Here is a 16055-nt window from a genome sequence, read left to right as displayed (position 1 = left end):
GGGAGGGTGTAGGTGTCCGTCGTCCCGGCTGGAGAGCGACCAACCGTCCAGCTTCACCGCCCGGGGTTCTACAGCCAGTGGTTGAAGCGGTCGTCGCGGCCCTGGTGAGTCAGGCTGAAACAGCTTTTAGCTGCGCGGGGGCTCGATGTAATCCTCAAGGCGCGCTACAGCGAATCCTTGCTTCTGAATGCTCTTGAGTAGCTTTCGGAACATATTCGTCATGGTGGCGGTCTCCGGGTCGTCAGGACCGAGAAAGTGGGTGACGATGATGTCGCCAGGTCTCAGCTTCTTGTCCGCCTCCTGATATCGCAGGCCGGTGATACGCATATACTCTCGCCAACAGACGATCGCCCGGGGCCCACATTTACCCACCGCTGCCTTGGTGTTGTCGTTGTATGCACCGTAAGGAGGACGAAACAGGAGCGCTGGGGTGGCATACTGTTTGGTGAGGATTCTCTGTGCGCCGCACACCTCTTCCTTTTGGCGGTCTAGCGGGAGGTTATTCATCGCCAGGTGATGCAAGGTATGGTTTTGAATGTGGTTACCCAGCGCCTGCAATCGCTTGAAGTATCCGTAATTTGACTTGATGGCGTCGTTTGTCAGAAACATTGTGATTGGAATCCTCAAGTCTCGTAACATCTCCACGAACTTCGGATCTTTAGCCAGCCCATCATCAATGGTAATGAAGACGACCTTCTGAATAGTTGGTACGCGAGAAAAGACCGGTACTGATCCATTCAAAGAGAGTTTGACTGGCTTGTCGCCCGGAGGTTTCGGGGCAGCGGGCAAAGGCGTAAGGCCCCATCTCTGCCAAACAGCACCGTTCAGTGAGGTGGGGTGAGTGCCACGAACAGCCGCTGGGTCAACTTGCCCAGCAGCGGCGCAGCCGCCGGCCATCACACACGCTAGGACCGCGCCCATCCGGTGCCGAGAGCGGTTTCCTTGCATGCACCGCCGTTTCGCCATGTGAGGAACTCCCGCAACTCGATGCCATTCTTCCTCTAACCCTGGAGGCGCGGTGACCTGCAGGTCAACCATGCATCACGCGTCATCCTAGGACTACGGCGCCGACTAGGGCATTCCGAGCAGGATCGGGAGCTATGCCCCTTCCCGCCGCTCGTCCCGACCAGATCCCACACCGTGACGAGATCACGAGACGAAGCTCCCAGGTCACCCGCATGGAGTACCAAAGAGGCTCCCAACGTGCGAACACTCTCTCCTGCGTGTCAAGGTGACGAATGGCAGAGATTGACGTGACAGGAAGGAAGGAATCTCCATGTCGTGGTGGACGAACTGGAACCCGGGGGAACGCGCTTGGTTTGTGTTCTTGGCGATCTCTGGGGTTCTACTGCTTTTGGGTGCCTGGATCATGTCACAGAAGCCAAAGGATTCCGGCTGGCGTGTTTTCCAGTGGCTTCGCCACATAGGAACACCGGACGGCGACACTCGTGTCGGGCGCACTGGATTGGTCGCAGGTCTTGGCGCGGGCATTTTGACCAGCCTTGCTGTAACTTTCACACTTTTCGCCGTCCAGTATTCCCTGCAGAAGAGCCAAGATGAAGCAACCTGGAAATCAGGTATAGCAACCGCTTGGAATTTGCCTGGGTTTGAGCTGGACGGTCATCAAGGTCAAGTCAATGGCATGAACTTTAGCGGTAAGCAGATGCATGATGCCGACTTCAGAAAAGCGCACCTACGCGATGCGGGGGTTAAGTTCGAGGATGCAATGCTTGAAAACTCGCACTTTGAAGAAGCTGATTTGAGAGGAGTTGATTTCCTGGGAGCTCATCTCTCAGGATCTGAGTTCGCGGGTGTTGACCTTGGTGGAGCCGACCTGCGCTCTGCAGATCTCAGCCATACAACCATCGCTGGAGCGAAAAGCATCAGCGGCGCCCTAGTGAACTCCCAGACTTGCTGGCCCCATGGGTTTATGAGTAGCCAAATGTTCAAAAAGGCACAACTCCACAAAACGGAATGGCATGACCCGGCGAATAACAGGGTTTACGCGACGTACGGACAGGAGTGGCCGGCATGCGGTGAGAAAATGTAGCCATGGTGTTAACCAGCATGTGACTCAACGGTGGAGCCGTCCAGCCCAGCCACGATGTACCTATTCGCTGAGATCAGCCCGGCAGATTGCTGTGTGCGCGGCATGGGCGCCGGCCGGGCTGGAGCGGGGCGGAGACAGGAGCGCAGGCCCGGCCGGGGGCCGGGCCGCGCGCGGGGGGCGGAGCGAGCCGCCTTGAACCCGTAAAGAAGTTTGTTACTCAGCTCGTTTGGCCATGCGCCACAAGGGTGCCTCGTACTGCTCCGGACGGTTCTTGATCAGCAGTTCACGCAGGCTCTCGCGCTGGGTACCGCTGTAGTTGAGGGCTTCGGTGATGCGGCGGAACGTCGTGTGGGTCACTCCGCGGCCAGTGGCTTCCGCCTCGAACACTCCTAGTTGGGCCAGGACGGTGTCCGGGTTCAGGTCCGTCGGCGGCTGGTCCTTCAGCCATGTGGCCTTATTGCGTTCGTAGTCGATTTCCGAGTAGCCGCAGACCTCGCGGCTGTGGGCCTCGACCTCGTCGAGTGTCTCGGTCGTCATGATGGCGCGGGCGAGCTGGTTGCGGCTGACGGCGCCGTCCAGGTCGACTTCGTGGACTGTCGGGCTCTCGTCCGTGAGGTGGACGGGCAGGCCGGCGTCTCGGATCTCGCAGGTTCCGCGGACGCCTCGGGCGGTGGCTGCGAGCATCCCGGTTGCCTCGGAAGGGTGCCAGTCCAGGACCGTGCCGAGTCTGTCCACATCTGCCGCGGTGAAGATGTGGACGAGGGGGCCGAGCAGGTCGTGGAAGTCGTCCGGGGGAAGCTCGCCGTCCAGACCGGGGCCGGCGACCAGGAGTCGGACGGGGGCGTTGACCTGGCAGCACGCCGCGAGGGTGAGCGCGTCGGCCAGGGGGCTTTTCAGCGTGGGCTCGTCGCCCCGGGCCAGGATGTCGCCGCCCACGTCCAGGAGATCGATCGACGTGGGCGACAAGTGGCTGATGAGTTCTTCGAGTTGGCGGGTGACGCCTTCCACGCCGTGGTGTGGGTCGAGCAGAGCGAAGGTGTGCGGGAGCTCTGCCGCGAGTCTGGGGAGGGTCGAGCCTGCCGGAGCGACGGGGCGGGTTCCCGCCGATACCTGCCGCACAGCGGGAGTCATCGGAAGTAGGCCGGTGAAGTTGTCCGCTCCCCGCGGTCCCGGTACCGGGTCGATCAGCAGGCGGTCCCACGCGTACGTGAGGATCACCGCCCGGTCCTCTTCGCCGTAGAGACCCGCGTCAAGCATCGCGGCGGCGACCGTGTCGCCTCCGCCTCCCGCTGCGACGATCAACCGCGTCATGCGTTCAGCCTACGGGTTCCGGGGTTGACCACTCACCCTATAGTGGCCAGAGGCTATAGCCACTTGTCGACTCAGGAGGGGACATGCCGCAGATCGAGGAGACTCAGCCGAAGTATCTCCAGATCGCTCATTACATCCGTGACCAGATCTTGCGTGGTGATCTGCGGCCGGGGGACGAGGTTCCTTCGGAGCGGCAGTTGGCGGCCGACTGGTCCGTTTCCCGGCCGACGGCCGCCCGGTCCCTGGAGGCGCTGAGTCATCAGGGCCTGGTCGAGAAGCGTCAGGGTTCGGGTACCTACGTGCGGAGCCTCGAAGTGAACCGGCGCGCAAGGGAGTTGTACGGGCGGGCGCGGCAGACCGGCAAGATCTACACCGCCGGTGAGTACGCGGTGATCACATCGGCCGGCTGGCTGGATGCGCCGGACCATGTGGCCGAAGCGCTGGGGTTGGTCAAGGACCGCCGGGCCGTCCACCGGCGTCGCGTCACGAACAACCAGGACGGGCCGATCAACCTGTCCACCTCGTGGTTCGCGCCGGATGTCGGCCAGCGGGCGCCCAAGCTCCTGGATGCCGAGCGCATCCAGGAGGGGACTCTGATGTACGTCGAGAACATGACCGGTCGACAGGGGAGTTACGCCGAGGACCGCATGTGTGCGCGGCAGGCCACGGACGAGGAAGCGGAGGAACTCCGCCTCGCCCCGGCGTCGGCGGTGCTGATCGTCCACCACGTCGTCTACGACCTCCAGGACCGGCCGCTTGAGTTCGCCGAAGCCACCTATCCGCCGCACCGCTGGGCCTTCGAGCAGGGTTACCCGCTGACCTGAAGTGAGCGGTGGTTCTGCTGAACCGCTTGCACGCTCAGAGTGGCTAATGCCACTATCCACAAAGTGGCTAAGGCCACTTGAGGAGAGGGGGCATGGCGTGACGAGTCAGCGGCCGGACGAGGGCACGCTCAGCAACTGCCGGGGATGCCGGGGGCGCGGATGGAAGCGCGTCGGCTCCCGTACGGCTCTGGCGCTCTCGACGGTCAACGACCGCACCCGTGCCACATCGAAGCGGCGCTGCCTCGACTGCGACGGCAGCGGCAAGGAGTGAGCACGATGACCTACACGATCGACCGCTATCCCTGCGAGGACTCGCCGCGATTGGGAGCAATGAGCTTGCACCCGACTGCGGAATCCGTACCGCGGGCCCGGCGCTGGTTCCGGAAGTTCATCGCCCCCTATAACCCGGCCTGCTCGGTCGACGACTGCACGCTGATGATTTCGGAACTGGTCACCAACGCGATCCTCTACGGGCGGTCGGACGAGGGATGGGTCGTACGCGTGGAGTGGTTCCGGGAGGGGACCTCACTCCGTGTGGAGGTGCACAACCCCGGATTCCCGGCGAGCGTGCGTCTTCGTCGGCCGGACGCCAATGACGCGCACGGGCGCGGGCTGCTCCTCGTCGACTCCATCGCCGAGTCGTGGCACTCCGGGCCCAGTCGCTTCGGTGGAACGGTGGTCTCCTTCGTGGTGGCCGATGCTTGGCCTTCCTGAGGGAGGGGTGCCCTCCTTCTACTGCCACAGTAGAAATGTCGCTAGTCTGATTGACCGGTTGACTTGGCCAATCTTGACAGGCGGCGGCGTTCATGGCGTATGAAGTGGAGGCACCCAAGTACGTGCGCCTTGCGCAGACGATCCAACGTCGCATCGAGGACGGGACGTATGCGCCTGGCACGCGGGTCCCCAGCGAGAACCAGCTGGTGCAGTCCTTCGGGATGTCCCGCCCCACGGTCGTGCGGGCCTTGGAGCTGCTGAAGCGGGACGGCTGGCTGGAGTCTCGGCAGGGGTACGGAACGATCGTGCGCGGGCGTCCCGCGGTCGTCGAAGAGAAGGATCGGCGCGGGCTCGAAGCTCTGGCGCGCGATGAGTCGCGGACCCCTGGGCGCCTGGTCGACGTCGGTCAAGTGGCCGTGCCGGCGCGCGTGGCCTCGGCTCTGGGGCTGCCCAAGACGGCCAAGGTGCTCAGGCGCCGGTTCGTGGTGGAAGAGGACGGCGAACCGGTCGAGCTGACCTCGTCGTACTTCCCTGCCGACCTTGTCGACGGAACCGACCTGGCTGACGAGGGCACGCTGACGTCCGGCGTGCGCGAGCACTTGGAGACGCGCAAGAAGGTCCGCTTCGACCACGTGACGGAGCGGGTGTCCGCGCGTCTGGCCGATGCCGCTGAAGCCGAGTTGCTTGGGGGGCTGCCTGACGATGTCCCTGTCCTGAGCGTCCTCGTCATCGCCTGCGACGCCTCCGGGCGGGCGCTGCAAGTCTCTGACGTGCTTCTTCCAGCCGACCAGCATGAACTGGAAGACACCTACCGCCTGAACTGAGCCGCCTGACGGCGCCTCAAACACTTACGAATCAAGCTTGACAAGTCAACCTGACATCCTTAGGTTCAATCTTGCTAAGTCATTTTGTTAGGTAGCGAGTTGATCGACTCAGAAGGAGAAACCTCTGTGCGTGTGATCCGCGTTGACGCCTCGACCGCCACGATCCTGCTCACCGAAGCGCCGGCGCCGAAGGCGGCTGCACCGTGTGCGAGTCGACGAACTCCGCCAACGCGCTCTCCGGGGGGCTCGACGCCACCGTGCGGAGGGCGCGGGCCGCCGCGGCCGGGAGGGCTCCGGACAAGCCTTCTGGCACGAACCTGGCGCGCGGCGAGTCATCGCAGAAGACAGCAAAAAGGCCCGGGTCGATGACCTGGGCTTCTTCATGGAGCGGGTGACGAGAATCGAACTCGCCCTCTCAGCTTGGGAAGCTACGAGCATCTCCAGCCGACTCGGCCGCTGACCTGCGTCAATGGCAGGTGTGTGGCCTTCCCCGGCTCGGCTGCTTTCACCGTGAGTCCCCGCTGCTCCCCGCTCGATCTGGTGCGCTTGTGGTGCAGCCGTGGTGCGCACAGCGCCACGGCCGCAACCTTTTGATCCGTAGCTCTAGAGAGATAGGTCAACAAGGGTCATAGAGGTTACCGTGCGGTCCCTGATAGAGGCTGCCGATCACGACAGGTCGCTGAGGTTGCTGTACTTCGCTGCTGTACAGCACGAGGAGCTGCGCTCAGCTCGACACTGCCCCGCCCGCGAAGCCGACTGCAAGGTCTCCCAGTACGTCACAAAGGGCGCTCGCCCACTGCTTCATCCTGCTCGACTTAGGTTCATCAGCCATACGGTTCTCCTCGTCGTTCGTCTCCACGGTCTGGTCGTCGTTCTTCAACTTCGATGCCAGAACCTTGCAGATGAGGGCGGCGGAGAGGGACAGTGCGAGACTCGGCAGCGCCGAGCTGAGCGCAGCTCCCAGGTGATGTTAAGGCTTGGCGCAGCGTTCGGCAGCCGATCCCCGATCCTGACTTCCGTCGCGCAGGAGAACGGGGATGAGGCCCAACCAAGGACCGTCATACGGTCAGGCCTCATCCTTATCAGATCGGTCACACGGGGTCAGCGACCTTGGTCAACTGGCCTTGGTACCCAGCCAGCCGGCCACCGGGGTTCGGCGCTGGTCGCTGCGGTTCGCGCTTGTTGGTGTCAGACGCTGGTGTCAACCGCGGCACGCAGTCTTGACGAGCATGGCCGTTCACTCAGTGGATGGCCGAGAGTCGACCCGACGTGCCGCCTGCAGAACCACGCCCACAACCGCCGTAAACGCCAGCACACCATTCACCGAGTCAGCAATCATGACGATTGCGAAGGGCGCGCCCAGCATTTTCGGCACCTTGCCAACGATCATGCCAAGGCCCAAAAGCAGGGGAAGCCATCGCGAGTGAAAGGGCACGCCCTGGCGGGGCCTCGCTCCTTTGCGTATCTTCGCTTGCTCCCACCGACGGAAGCCGAGACCGAGAAGGACCAGCAAGCAGCCCATCACAGCCACGGACCAGTCCATGAACCTGAGCATCGGTCCCCCCCAACGCATCACTGCGCTCGTTCCCGCAACGCGAGAGTCTGTCAGTCCAGTCATACAACGGGAATAGATCAATAAGGTTCTTACCGCGATCTTTACCCCCCGGTAGGAGTTGCGCGGTGTCCACTACCCACCACCGGCCCCAGCTCCCATCCCGTCTGCCGTCGACCCACACACGGTGGAGCGGGCGTGGTTCAGGGCGTCAAGATGGAGCGCGCCACTGTACGAACGACCTTGACGCCCTGGGCCGCGACTGCTCGGCTCTGCCTGGGTCGACGGCAGACGGGATGGGAGCTCCCGCACCAGCCACTCACGGCCGGCACCCGCAACCGGTGCCCCCGCATCCTGGAGCCTGAGCGCCCGCGCCGGAGGCATCCTCGCCGAGGTGCGAGACGACCGCCCGAGCGCCACGTACGTCCTCGCCCTGTACCTGGGCCTGCGGCGCGGCGAGTTGCTGGGCCTCCACTGGGCCGACGTCGACCTGGAGAACGGCTCGCTGGAGATCCGTACGGCGCTCCAACGCGTCGATGGGGCCCTGGTCCTGACCGCGCCGAACACACGCCGCTCTGAGCGGCCGGTGCCACTGCCTCGCGTCTGCGTCGACGCGTTGCGCCGGCATCGCGCGCGGCAGGACGCGGAGCGCGCCGTAGCGGGGGAGCGGTGGCGCGAGACCGGGCTGGTGTTCACGACACGACTCGGCACGGCCATCGAGCCGCGGAACCTGAACCGGCACTTCTATCCGATCCGTGAGCGGCTCGGCCTGGAAGTCCGCTTCCACGATCTCCGGCACACCTGCGTGACACTGCTGCTCGGCCTCGGCATCCCGCCGCACATCGTCCGGGACATCGTCGGGCACAGCGCGCTGGACGTGACCATGAACATCTACGCGCACACCGACATGACCGAGAAGCAGGCCGCCCTCGACAGGCTGGGAGACCTGCTGGCCGACAAGTGACGGGCTCGTTGCCGTCAGCGTTGCCGTCAGAGACGCGAAACGCCCTGGAGGGAAGATCCCCTCCGGGGCGTTTTCGCAGGTAGGAGGTGGCGCCCCCGGCAGGACTCGAACCTGCGGCCAAGCGCTTAGAAGGCGCCTGCTCTATCCACTGAGCTACGGGGGCCGGGTGGGGTGGCCCCGTGAGCGGTGCCCTGGTGGGGGCTGATCCGTGACGGTGCCGGGGTCAAGGATAGGGCTCCCGGTTCCTTGACCCTGTCGCTTCGCCTCCGTGGCTCGATGTGGAGGTTCGGTGAAGCGGTCCTGATAATCGCAGGCAGGTGCGAATCGTGCACCGTTTTTGGCAGCCTGCGCCACCGGGTGTTGTGTACTCGTTATGCCTCGACTGGGCCCGTGTCCCAGTCGTCCCGTCCGCCCGATCTGTCCTGTCGGCACGCAGACATGTCTATATGCTTCAGAATTCCCCTAAAATTGGGCATTCTTCACATGTGGTGACCTTGGACGTACGGCCTCAGCTGCTCGACACACTCTCCGCTCTGCGCGACCGTGTCGCCGCCGCACGCTTTCCGCTGCCCCTGGCCGGGGCCCCACGCGCGCGTGCCAACCGCGACGAACTCCTCGCGCAGCTCGACGACTACCTCGTACCGCGGCTGCGGGAACCCGAGGCGCCGTTGCTCGCCGTCGTCGGCGGTTCCACGGGCGCGGGGAAGTCGACGCTCGTCAACTCGCTCGTCGGCCGCCGGGTGAGCGAGGCCGGCGTGCTCCGGCCGACCACCCGGACGCCGGTGCTGGTCTGCCATCCGGAGGACCATCACTGGTTCAGCGGCATGCGCGTGCTCCCCGACCTGACGCGCGTGTGGGTGCCCCATCAGGACCCCGTCGACGAATACATGCCCCTCGGCGAGGATCCCGGACGTGTACTGCGTGTCGAGTCAGCCGACTCCCTCCCGCGCGGGCTCGCCCTCCTCGACGCCCCCGACATCGACTCCCTGCTCGCCGACCACCGTGTCCTCGCTGCCGAACTGATCTGCGCCGCCGACATCTGGATCATGGTCACGACGGCCGCCCGCTACGCCGACGCCGTTCCCTGGCACCTGCTGCGCACCGCCAAGGAGTACAACGCCGCCCTCGTCACCGTCCTGGACCGGGTGCCCCACCAGGTCGTCTCCGAGGTCTCCCGGCAGTACGGCGCGCTGCTCACCAAGGCCGGCCTCGGTCACGTACCGCGCTTCACCGTGCCGGAGCTGCCCGAGTCGGCCTGGGGCGCCGGGCTGCTGCCCGCCACCGCCGTCGCGCCCCTGAAGAGCTGGCTCACCCAGCACGCCCAGGACGTCGCCGCCCGGCAGTACGTCATGGCCCGTACCGCCTACGGCGTCCTGGACTCGCTCAAAGCACGCTTGCCCGAGCTTGCCAGCTCCGCCGCCGCCCAGTACGCGGCGGCGCTCCGGCTCACCTCCGCCGTGGAGACCGCCTACGACCGCGAACACGACCGGGTACGGGGCCGCCTCCAGACCGGCGCCGTGCTCGCCGGCGACGCCCTCAAACGCTGGCGCGCCTTCCCCCTGGACTGCACCGCGGGCGAACTCCTCGACGCCCTGGTGGAGAGCCTCGCGGCCCTGCTGCTGTGCGCCGTCACCGCCGCCGACGAGCGTGTCGACGACGTGTGGCGGCGCGAACCAGCCGCGGGCGCCCCTGGTCTCACCGGCCGCGACGTGTCCCTGGAGAGTGCCGAGCACCGTATCGGCCTGGCGGTACGACGCTGGCGGCGGGAGCTGGAGGAGTACGCCGAGGACGAGGTACGGGACCTGGATCGCACCGGCACCCTCGACCCGGAGGCCGTCGCCGCCCTGGCCGCGACCGCGGTGCTGGGCGGACGCCGGGCACGTACCGCCGGCGAGGGGCTCGCCGAACGGCTCGGCGCCCATGGCGCCCTGCGGCTGCGGGACCGGGCCGGGCGGCTGCTCGTCGAACACGTGGACCGGGTCGTGCACGCCGAACGGGAGCGGCGCCTCGCCCCGCTCGATGCCCTGGACGTCCATCCCGAGCAGCAGGCCGAACTCATCGCCGCGCTGTCGGTACTTCAGAAGGAGAGGTGACCGGTGACCGCCGTCACTGACCAGGACCACACCGAACACACCGACCACATGAGGCGCGGCGATCACGGCAGCGGCAGTGGCGGCACCCGGTCCACGGAGCACAGCGGTCGCGCCGGCACGGTGCCCATGGACGACGCCGCGACCGCCGCACGCGCCGACGGCCCCGCGAACGGGTCGGCGCGCCGCGCGGAAGGGTACGCGGAACCCGGGCACGGGCACGGACGCGGGAGTGGCGCGCAGGGACATCCGAGCGTCGCGGAGGGCAGTCGCGGCGATGACGGGGCCGCCACCGACGACGGCCGTACCACGACGCCCGCGCCCCGGCCCGCAGCCGTCGGCGTCTCCGCCGCCGGCGTCCCCGAGGACATCGGGGGAGACGCCGACGGGAACGCCGAGAAGGACCGGGGCCCGGGCGCGTGCGCGGTCACGAGCCGGGACAGCGGCGGCGACCGGCACGGTCACAGTGTCGGTGATGGGGACGACGGTCAGGGCGGCGATCACAGTGACGGTGATCAGGAAGAGGAGGGCGGCAAGAGCAAGGGGAAGGACAAGGGCAAGGAGATCGCCGGCGAGCAGCACGCGCGCGTGACGGGCGAGGACGCCGACCGCGAGCGCCCTGCGCGCGCGCACGGCGAGCACGCGGACCCAGAGCGACCCGCGCGCGGGCCCGGCGACGGCGAGATCGTCTGCGTCCCCCGCCCGCATCTCCACTCGCCCAGGCCCCGCACGGCGGCGGAAGCCAAGCCGGGCACGGGCACCAGCGCCACCACGGGCACGGGCACCGGCACGGGCACCAGCGCCACCACTGGCGCGGGCACGGGCACCAGCGCCACCACTGGCGCGGGCACCGGCGCCAGCACCGCCCCGGGCCCGCACGCGAAGGCGAAGGCCGGCACGACCCCGGACACCGCCACCGGCCCGGACGCCGCAGCCGATGCGGAACCGCAGGAGACCTGGGACGACGGTCTCATCGCCCGTCGCGTCACCGAGGCCAACGCCGCCGCGCTCGCCGCCGAACGCGCCGCCGCGATCGAGCCCGCGCACCGCGGCCCGGCCGGCCACATCCCGGCCCCGCTGGCCTACGACGGCCCCCTGCGCTCCCGCCTGGACGCCCTGCGGGAACTCGTAGGGCTGTCCCGCACCCGCCTGGACAGCCACACCCTCGCCGAGGCGGGTCGTGTGCTGGACGAGGCCGCGGCCCGCCGCAAGCTGTCCGGCCGGCACACCGTCGTCGCCCTCGCCGGGGCCACCGGCAGCGGCAAGTCCCAGCTGTTCAACGCCCTCGCCGGTGTGCCCATCTCGGAGACCGGCGTACGACGCCCCACCACCGCCGCACCCATCGCGTGCAGTTGGAGCGACGGCGCGGCGGGCCTCATCGACCGGCTGGGCATCCCGGGCCGGCTGCGCCGCAGGCCGCTGCACAACCAGGAGAGCGAGGCGCAGCTGCGCGGACTGGTCCTTATCGACCTGCCCGACCACGACTCCGCGGCCGTGCAGCACCGCGAACAGGTCGACCGGATCCTGAAGCTGGTCGACGCGGTGATCTGGGTGGTCGACCCCGAGAAGTACGCCGACGCCATCCTCCACGAGCGCTATCTGCGTCCCATGTCCGGTCACGCGGAGGTCATGTTCATCGTCCTGAACCAGGTGGACCGGCTGCCCGGCGACGCCGCCGACCAGGTCCTGGACGACCTGCGACGGCTGCTGGACGAGGACGGCATCGCACTCGGCGAGTACGGCGAACCGGGCGCCACGGTGCTCGCGCTGTCCGCCCTCACCGGCGAGGGCGTCGGCGATCTGCGCGAGTCGCTCGGCGAGTTCGTGGCGGAGCGCGGCGCGGCGGCCCGCCGGGTGGCGGCCGACCTGGACGCCGCCGCGGCCGAGCTGCGGCCCGTCTACGCCACCGGGCGGCGGGTCGGCCTGACCGAGGAGGCGCGTGAGGAGTTCGCCGCGCGGCTCGCGGACGCGGTGGGTGCCACGGCGGCGGGCGAGGCCGCCGAGCGCGCCTGGCTGCGGAACGCCAACCGCGCGTGCGGCACGCCGTGGCTGCGGCTGTGGCGCTGGTACCACGGCCGCGGCGAGTCCACCACGGGCCGCATCCCGGTGCGCACCCAGGCGGACGAGGAGGCCACGGCCCGCCAGCGGGTGGAACAGGCGGTCCGTACGGTCTCCGAGCGCGCCTCGGCCGGGCTGCCCACGCCCTGGGCGCAGGCGGTGCGCGAGGCTGCCGTGCGCGGTTCCCAGGGACTGTCCGAGGCGTTGGACGACCTGGCGGCGCGGGCGGGCCTCCCGCCGGGCCGGCCGCCGCGGCCGGGATGGTGGCCGATGGCCGTGCTGGTCCAGGCGGCGATGACGCTCCTCCAAGTCGTGGGTGGCCTGTGGCTGGTGGGCCAGATCGCCGGCGTGATGGCGCCCAACCTCGGTGTGCCGGTGCTGCTGATGGTGTGCGGGATCGTCGGCGGGCCGCTGGTGGAGTGGGGCTGCCGGATGGCGGCCCGCGGCCCCGCACGGCGCTACGGCCAGGAGGCGGAACGCCGGCTGCGGGAGGCGGCGGCGAGCTGCGGCCGGGCCCGGGTGCTGGACCCGGTGGCGGCGGAGCTGCTGCGGTACCGGGAGGTCCGCGAGCAGTACGGCAGGGTCGTGCGGACCGGGGCTGCGGTGGGATGAGCGGGGCGGCGCCGCTCCCACGGGAGGCATCCGGCGGCGCTTCCCGCCTGCAAGCAGCGACGCGGTGGTCACCCGTGTGGGTGGCGGGGTTTTCCACAGACAGATGGTCGTCCACAGCGCTCAGCGGGCCCGGCCCGGCGGAGGCAGTCTGAGGTCACGGCGATCGCACGGCGGGTCCGGCCGGAGACACGGCGGACGGTACGGGCGGTCGGCGGGAGGTGCGGGCACGTACGGCAGTCGTACGCGCCGGCACGGCAGACGCAGCCGTACGGGACGGGCCCGTACGCGTGCCCGCCCGGCCGGAAGGGGACGGGCGAGGGAGGGGAACGAGGACATGAACGAGACCATCGTGTGCGTGGTGGGCAACGTGGCGACCCAGCCGGCGTACCGCGAGCTGGCGGCGGGACCGTCGGCGCGGTTCCGGCTCGCGGTGACCGCGCGCTACTGGGACCGGGAGAAGAACGCGTGGGCGGACGGGCACACCAACTTCTTCACGGTGTGGGCCAACCGCCAGCTCGCGGTCAACGTGGCCGCGTGTGTGGAGGTGGGCCAGCCCGTCGTCGTCCAGGGCCGGCTGAAGGTGCGCAGCGAGCAGCGTGAAGGGCAGCAGCAGTGGACGTCGGCCGACATCGACGCCGTGGCGATCGGCCACGACCTGTCCCGCGGTACGGCGCTCTTCCACCGCGCGGCCAAACCGGAGGCACCGCCGACGGTGAACCGGCCGGAGCCGAACTGGGAGACGCCCCGGCCCGCCGGCCCCCAGGAGGGAGAAGAGGCGCAACGGGTGCGCGAGGAGGTGGCGATGACGTGACGGCGGACGGGCGTCGCCCCGGACGTCATGGAGAACGCCCGAGAGCCGGCCGGTGCTCCGTCCGCACCTCCGGCGCTCCGTTCCGCACCCCCGGCGCTCCCGGTGCGCACGGCCCAACCCCCGTACGAACCGGTGGATTTGTCGATATGGCCAGCTCGTGGACGGTCCTGGCGATAACGATTCCAGATCGGATCGGCCATCGGATGATCCGACCGGCAGGCGAGGCCCCGCCTGATCCATAGGATGCCGGGCGTGCCCCTAGGGGCTGCTGATTCTGCTGGTGGGACCGTCCCCCACGTCCAACGGGTCCTGCTCGAAGGGGAATTCTGTGCTTGCTGCGCTCTCTGGGTTCTGCCGGTCCACCGGAGCGGCCCGCCTGGCCGCCGCCGCCACGGTGTCCGGCCTCGCGGCGGCCGGCGTGCTGTCCGGCGCCGGTACGGCCGCGGCCGAGGGGACGCCGCAGAGACAGGGCGGGGCCACGGCGACGATCAACGGACTGAAGACCTACGCCGAGGCCGTGATCCACGCAGACGGCGGCGACCAGCGGGTGTCGGCGGGCCTGTTCGAGATGTCCGTGGACGGCGGCGGCACCTTGCAGACGTACTGCGTCGACCTCCACAACCCGACCCAGCGTGACGCCCGGTACCAGGAGACGGCCTGGAGCGGTACGTCGCTGGGCACCAACAAGAGCGCCGGCCGGATCCGCTGGATACTCCAGCACTCCTACCCCCAGGTCAACGACCTCGCCGCGCTCGCACGGCGGGCCGGCACGAGAGGCCTGACCGAGCAGGACGCGGCGGCCGGCACCCAGGTGGCCATCTGGCGCTACTCGGACGGAGCGAAGGTCGACGCCGTCGACCCGCAGGCCGAGAAACTCGCCGACTACCTGGACAGGAGCGCCCGGAACACCGCCGAACCGCAGGCCTCGCTGACCCTGGACCCGCCCGCGGTCTCCGGCCGGCCCGGCGATCTGCTCGGACCGGTGACCGTGCACACGAACGCGGGCGCCGTCGCGGTGAGTCCGCCGGCGGGCGCGGCCGCCGGCGGGGTGCGGATCACCGACAAGACCGGCAAGGTGATCACCTCCGCGAAGGACGGCACCCGGCTGTACGTCGACGTGCCCGAGGACGCGGCGGACGGGACGGCCGAGCTGACCGTGCAGGCGTCGACGACCGTGCCGGTGGGCCGTGCCTTCGCCTCCGAGAGCCGCAGCCAGACCCAGATCCTGGCCGGTTCCAGCGAGTCCACGGTCTCGGCGGCCGTGACGGCCACCTGGGCGGCCGAGGGAGCCCTGCCGGCGGTCTCGGCCCGCAAGAACTGTGCCGAGGGCGGTGTGGACATCGTCGTGGCCGACAAGGGCGACAAGCCGTTCACCTTCGAGCTCATGGGCGCCGAGCACACGATCCCCGCGGGCGCCTCCCGGACGGTGACCGTCCCGCTCCAGGAGGACCAGGCCTACGACTTCACGATCACCGGTCCCCACGGCTTCAGCCACCGCTTCACCGGCGTCCTGGACTGCCGGACTCAGGGCGCGGTCACGACCGAGACGGCCCAGCTGCGGAGCGAACCCAGCCCCGCCACGGTGGGCGCCGTCACGGCGGACACCACCGACCTGGCCGCGACGGGCGGTTCGGCGATCACCCCGCTGATCGCGGGCGTGGCCATCGGCCTGGTGGTGATAGGCGGCACGGTGCTGGTGGTGCTGCGCCGCAAGGAGACGACCCCCGGCGCCTGACGACCCCCGGCGCCTGACGGTGCCGGGTGACGGCGCCGACGTGCCGGGCGGGCTCCAAGCGGCCCGTCAGCAGCCGATCGGTGCCGGGCCGGCGGCCACGTCGTCGAACCACAGGGTGTCGTCACCGGTCCCGTGGCTCTCCCGGCCCAGCCGCAGCGCGGTCGGCCGGGGCGGGGCGGTACGGGACAGCCACATGTATGCACAGCGGTTGGGAGAGCCGGACCGGCGCCAAGGTCCCGGCGCCGGCGGACATCGCTGCGCGGCTCGGGATCGCCGAAGGCGACCTGTGCGTCCGGACGGTGTACGAGTTCCTGGCCGACGGCAGGCCCGTGCAGCTGTCCACGAGCTGGGAGCCGTACGACCTCACCGCCGGCACACTCGTCGTCCTCCCGGAGGGAGGGCCGCACGCCGGGGCAGGTGTCGTGAACCGCATGGCCGCGATCGGCGTCACGTCAGTCATGCCGTGGAGCAGCCCGAGCCGCGGCAGGTGACCGCCGAGGAGGCGTCGAC

14 protein-coding genes, 1 tRNA gene and 1 pseudogene are annotated in these 16055 nt (G+C 68.7%); 11 read left to right on the top strand and 5 right to left on the bottom strand.

Annotation, left to right across the window (positions count from 1 at the left end; genetic code table 11):
• Positions 1-126: 126 nt before the first annotated feature.
• On the bottom strand, positions 127-1038 hold the full coding sequence (locus ACGFT1_RS16540; RefSeq protein WP_373909655.1) for a polysaccharide deacetylase family protein: 912 nt from the start codon (positions 1036-1038) through the stop codon (positions 127-129).
• Between the two features lie 238 nt (positions 1039-1276).
• Between ACGFT1_RS16540 and ACGFT1_RS16535 the strand changes: the two genes are divergently transcribed.
• Positions 1277-2050 (top strand): pentapeptide repeat-containing protein, encoded by a 774-nt coding sequence (locus tag ACGFT1_RS16535; RefSeq protein WP_373909654.1) that lies wholly within the window; start codon positions 1277-1279, stop codon positions 2048-2050.
• Positions 2051-2263: 213 nt separating this feature from the next.
• Here ACGFT1_RS16535 and ACGFT1_RS16530 read toward each other — a convergent pair whose 3' ends face one another.
• The gene (locus ACGFT1_RS16530) at positions 2264-3361 is read right to left on the bottom strand and encodes a DUF1152 domain-containing protein (protein ID WP_373909653.1); all 1098 of its coding nucleotides are present in this window, start codon (positions 3359-3361) and stop codon (positions 2264-2266) included.
• A gap of 83 nt (positions 3362-3444) precedes the next feature.
• On the opposite strand from ACGFT1_RS16530, the gene ACGFT1_RS16525 reads away from it, so the two are divergent.
• The 4 genes from ACGFT1_RS16525 to ACGFT1_RS16510 all read left to right on the top strand — a co-directional run bounded on the left by ACGFT1_RS16525 (position 3445) and on the right by ACGFT1_RS16510 (position 5723).
• Positions 3445-4185, top strand: a complete 741-nt coding sequence (locus ACGFT1_RS16525) for a GntR family transcriptional regulator (RefSeq protein ID WP_373909652.1) — start codon at positions 3445-3447, stop codon at positions 4183-4185.
• Positions 4186-4282: 97 nt separating this feature from the next.
• Positions 4283-4456 carry a hypothetical protein gene (locus ACGFT1_RS16520; protein ID WP_373909651.1) on the top strand — a complete coding sequence of 58 codons (174 nt, stop codon included), beginning with the start codon at positions 4283-4285 and terminating at the stop codon, positions 4454-4456.
• Positions 4457-4461: 5 nt separating this feature from the next.
• Positions 4462-4899: an ATP-binding protein gene (locus ACGFT1_RS16515; RefSeq protein WP_373909650.1), complete on the top strand. Its 438-nt coding sequence runs from the start codon at positions 4462-4464 to the stop codon at positions 4897-4899.
• A gap of 92 nt (positions 4900-4991) precedes the next feature.
• Positions 4992-5723: a GntR family transcriptional regulator gene (locus tag ACGFT1_RS16510; RefSeq protein ID WP_373909649.1), complete on the top strand. Its 732-nt coding sequence runs from the start codon at positions 4992-4994 to the stop codon at positions 5721-5723.
• 1237 nt (positions 5724-6960) lie between these two features.
• Here the strand turns inward: ACGFT1_RS16510 and ACGFT1_RS16505 are convergent.
• Positions 6961-7266, bottom strand: a complete 306-nt coding sequence (locus tag ACGFT1_RS16505) for a hypothetical protein (RefSeq protein ID WP_373909648.1) — start codon at positions 7264-7266, stop codon at positions 6961-6963.
• 403 nt (positions 7267-7669) lie between these two features.
• On the opposite strand from ACGFT1_RS16505, the gene ACGFT1_RS16500 reads away from it, so the two are divergent.
• Complete coding sequence (locus ACGFT1_RS16500) at positions 7670-8239, top strand: site-specific integrase (RefSeq protein WP_373909647.1); 570 nt, start codon at positions 7670-7672, stop codon at positions 8237-8239.
• 87 nt (positions 8240-8326) lie between these two features.
• Here ACGFT1_RS16500 and ACGFT1_RS16495 read toward each other — a convergent pair.
• Positions 8327-8402, bottom strand: a tRNA-Arg gene (locus ACGFT1_RS16495).
• 322 nt (positions 8403-8724) lie between these two features.
• Between ACGFT1_RS16495 and ACGFT1_RS16490 the strand changes: the two genes are divergently transcribed.
• The 4 genes from ACGFT1_RS16490 (at position 8725) to ACGFT1_RS16475 (ending at position 15545) form a co-directional block, all read left to right on the top strand.
• Positions 8725-10332, top strand: a complete 1608-nt coding sequence (locus ACGFT1_RS16490) for a dynamin family protein (RefSeq protein WP_373909646.1) — start codon at positions 8725-8727, stop codon at positions 10330-10332.
• Positions 10333-10335: 3 nt separating this feature from the next.
• Positions 10336-12999 (top strand): GTPase, encoded by a 2664-nt coding sequence (locus ACGFT1_RS16485; RefSeq protein ID WP_373909645.1) that lies wholly within the window; start codon positions 10336-10338, stop codon positions 12997-12999.
• A 334-nt stretch (positions 13000-13333) separates the two neighbouring features.
• Positions 13334-13810, top strand: a complete 477-nt coding sequence (locus ACGFT1_RS16480) for a single-stranded DNA-binding protein (RefSeq protein WP_373909644.1) — start codon at positions 13334-13336, stop codon at positions 13808-13810.
• A gap of 328 nt (positions 13811-14138) precedes the next feature.
• Complete coding sequence (locus ACGFT1_RS16475) at positions 14139-15545, top strand: Cys-Gln thioester bond-forming surface protein (RefSeq protein ID WP_373909643.1); 1407 nt, start codon at positions 14139-14141, stop codon at positions 15543-15545.
• Between the two features lie 66 nt (positions 15546-15611).
• On the opposite strand, the pseudogene ACGFT1_RS16470 reads toward ACGFT1_RS16475, so the two are convergent.
• Positions 15612-15737, bottom strand: a pseudogene (locus ACGFT1_RS16470) (cellulose-binding protein); the annotation flags it as partial.
• Between the two features lie 5 nt (positions 15738-15742).
• Between ACGFT1_RS16470 and ACGFT1_RS16465 the strand changes: the two are divergent.
• Positions 15743-16036 carry a UTRA domain-containing protein gene (locus ACGFT1_RS16465; RefSeq protein WP_373909642.1) on the top strand — a complete coding sequence of 98 codons (294 nt, stop codon included), beginning with the start codon at positions 15743-15745 and terminating at the stop codon, positions 16034-16036.
• The last annotated feature ends 19 nt before the right edge of the window (positions 16037-16055 follow it).

The sequence above is a fragment of the Streptomyces sp. Y20 genome, assembly GCF_043195475.1.
Taxonomy (GTDB): Bacteria; Actinomycetota; Actinomycetes; order Streptomycetales; family Streptomycetaceae; genus Streptomyces.
This window is presented reverse-complemented; position numbering and strand designations above follow the sequence as displayed.

Coding starts and splice junctions, on each gene's coding strand:
- ACGFT1_RS16540 (WP_373909655.1), bottom strand. CDS start 1,038: ATGGTTGACCTGCAGGTCACCGCGCCTCCAGGGTTAGAGGAAGAATGG.
- ACGFT1_RS16535 (WP_373909654.1), top strand. CDS start 1,277: ATGTCGTGGTGGACGAACTGGAACCCGGGGGAACGCGCTTGGTTTGTG.
- ACGFT1_RS16530 (WP_373909653.1), bottom strand. CDS start 3,361: ATGACGCGGTTGATCGTCGCAGCGGGAGGCGGAGGCGACACGGTCGCC.
- ACGFT1_RS16525 (WP_373909652.1), top strand. CDS start 3,445: ATGCCGCAGATCGAGGAGACTCAGCCGAAGTATCTCCAGATCGCTCAT.
- ACGFT1_RS16515 (WP_373909650.1), top strand. CDS start 4,462: ATGACCTACACGATCGACCGCTATCCCTGCGAGGACTCGCCGCGATTG.
- ACGFT1_RS16510 (WP_373909649.1), top strand. CDS start 4,992: ATGGCGTATGAAGTGGAGGCACCCAAGTACGTGCGCCTTGCGCAGACG.
- ACGFT1_RS16505 (WP_373909648.1), bottom strand. CDS start 7,266: ATGGACTGGTCCGTGGCTGTGATGGGCTGCTTGCTGGTCCTTCTCGGT.
- ACGFT1_RS16480 (WP_373909644.1), top strand. CDS start 13,334: ATGAACGAGACCATCGTGTGCGTGGTGGGCAACGTGGCGACCCAGCCG.
- ACGFT1_RS16465 (WP_373909642.1), top strand. CDS start 15,743: ATGCACAGCGGTTGGGAGAGCCGGACCGGCGCCAAGGTCCCGGCGCCG.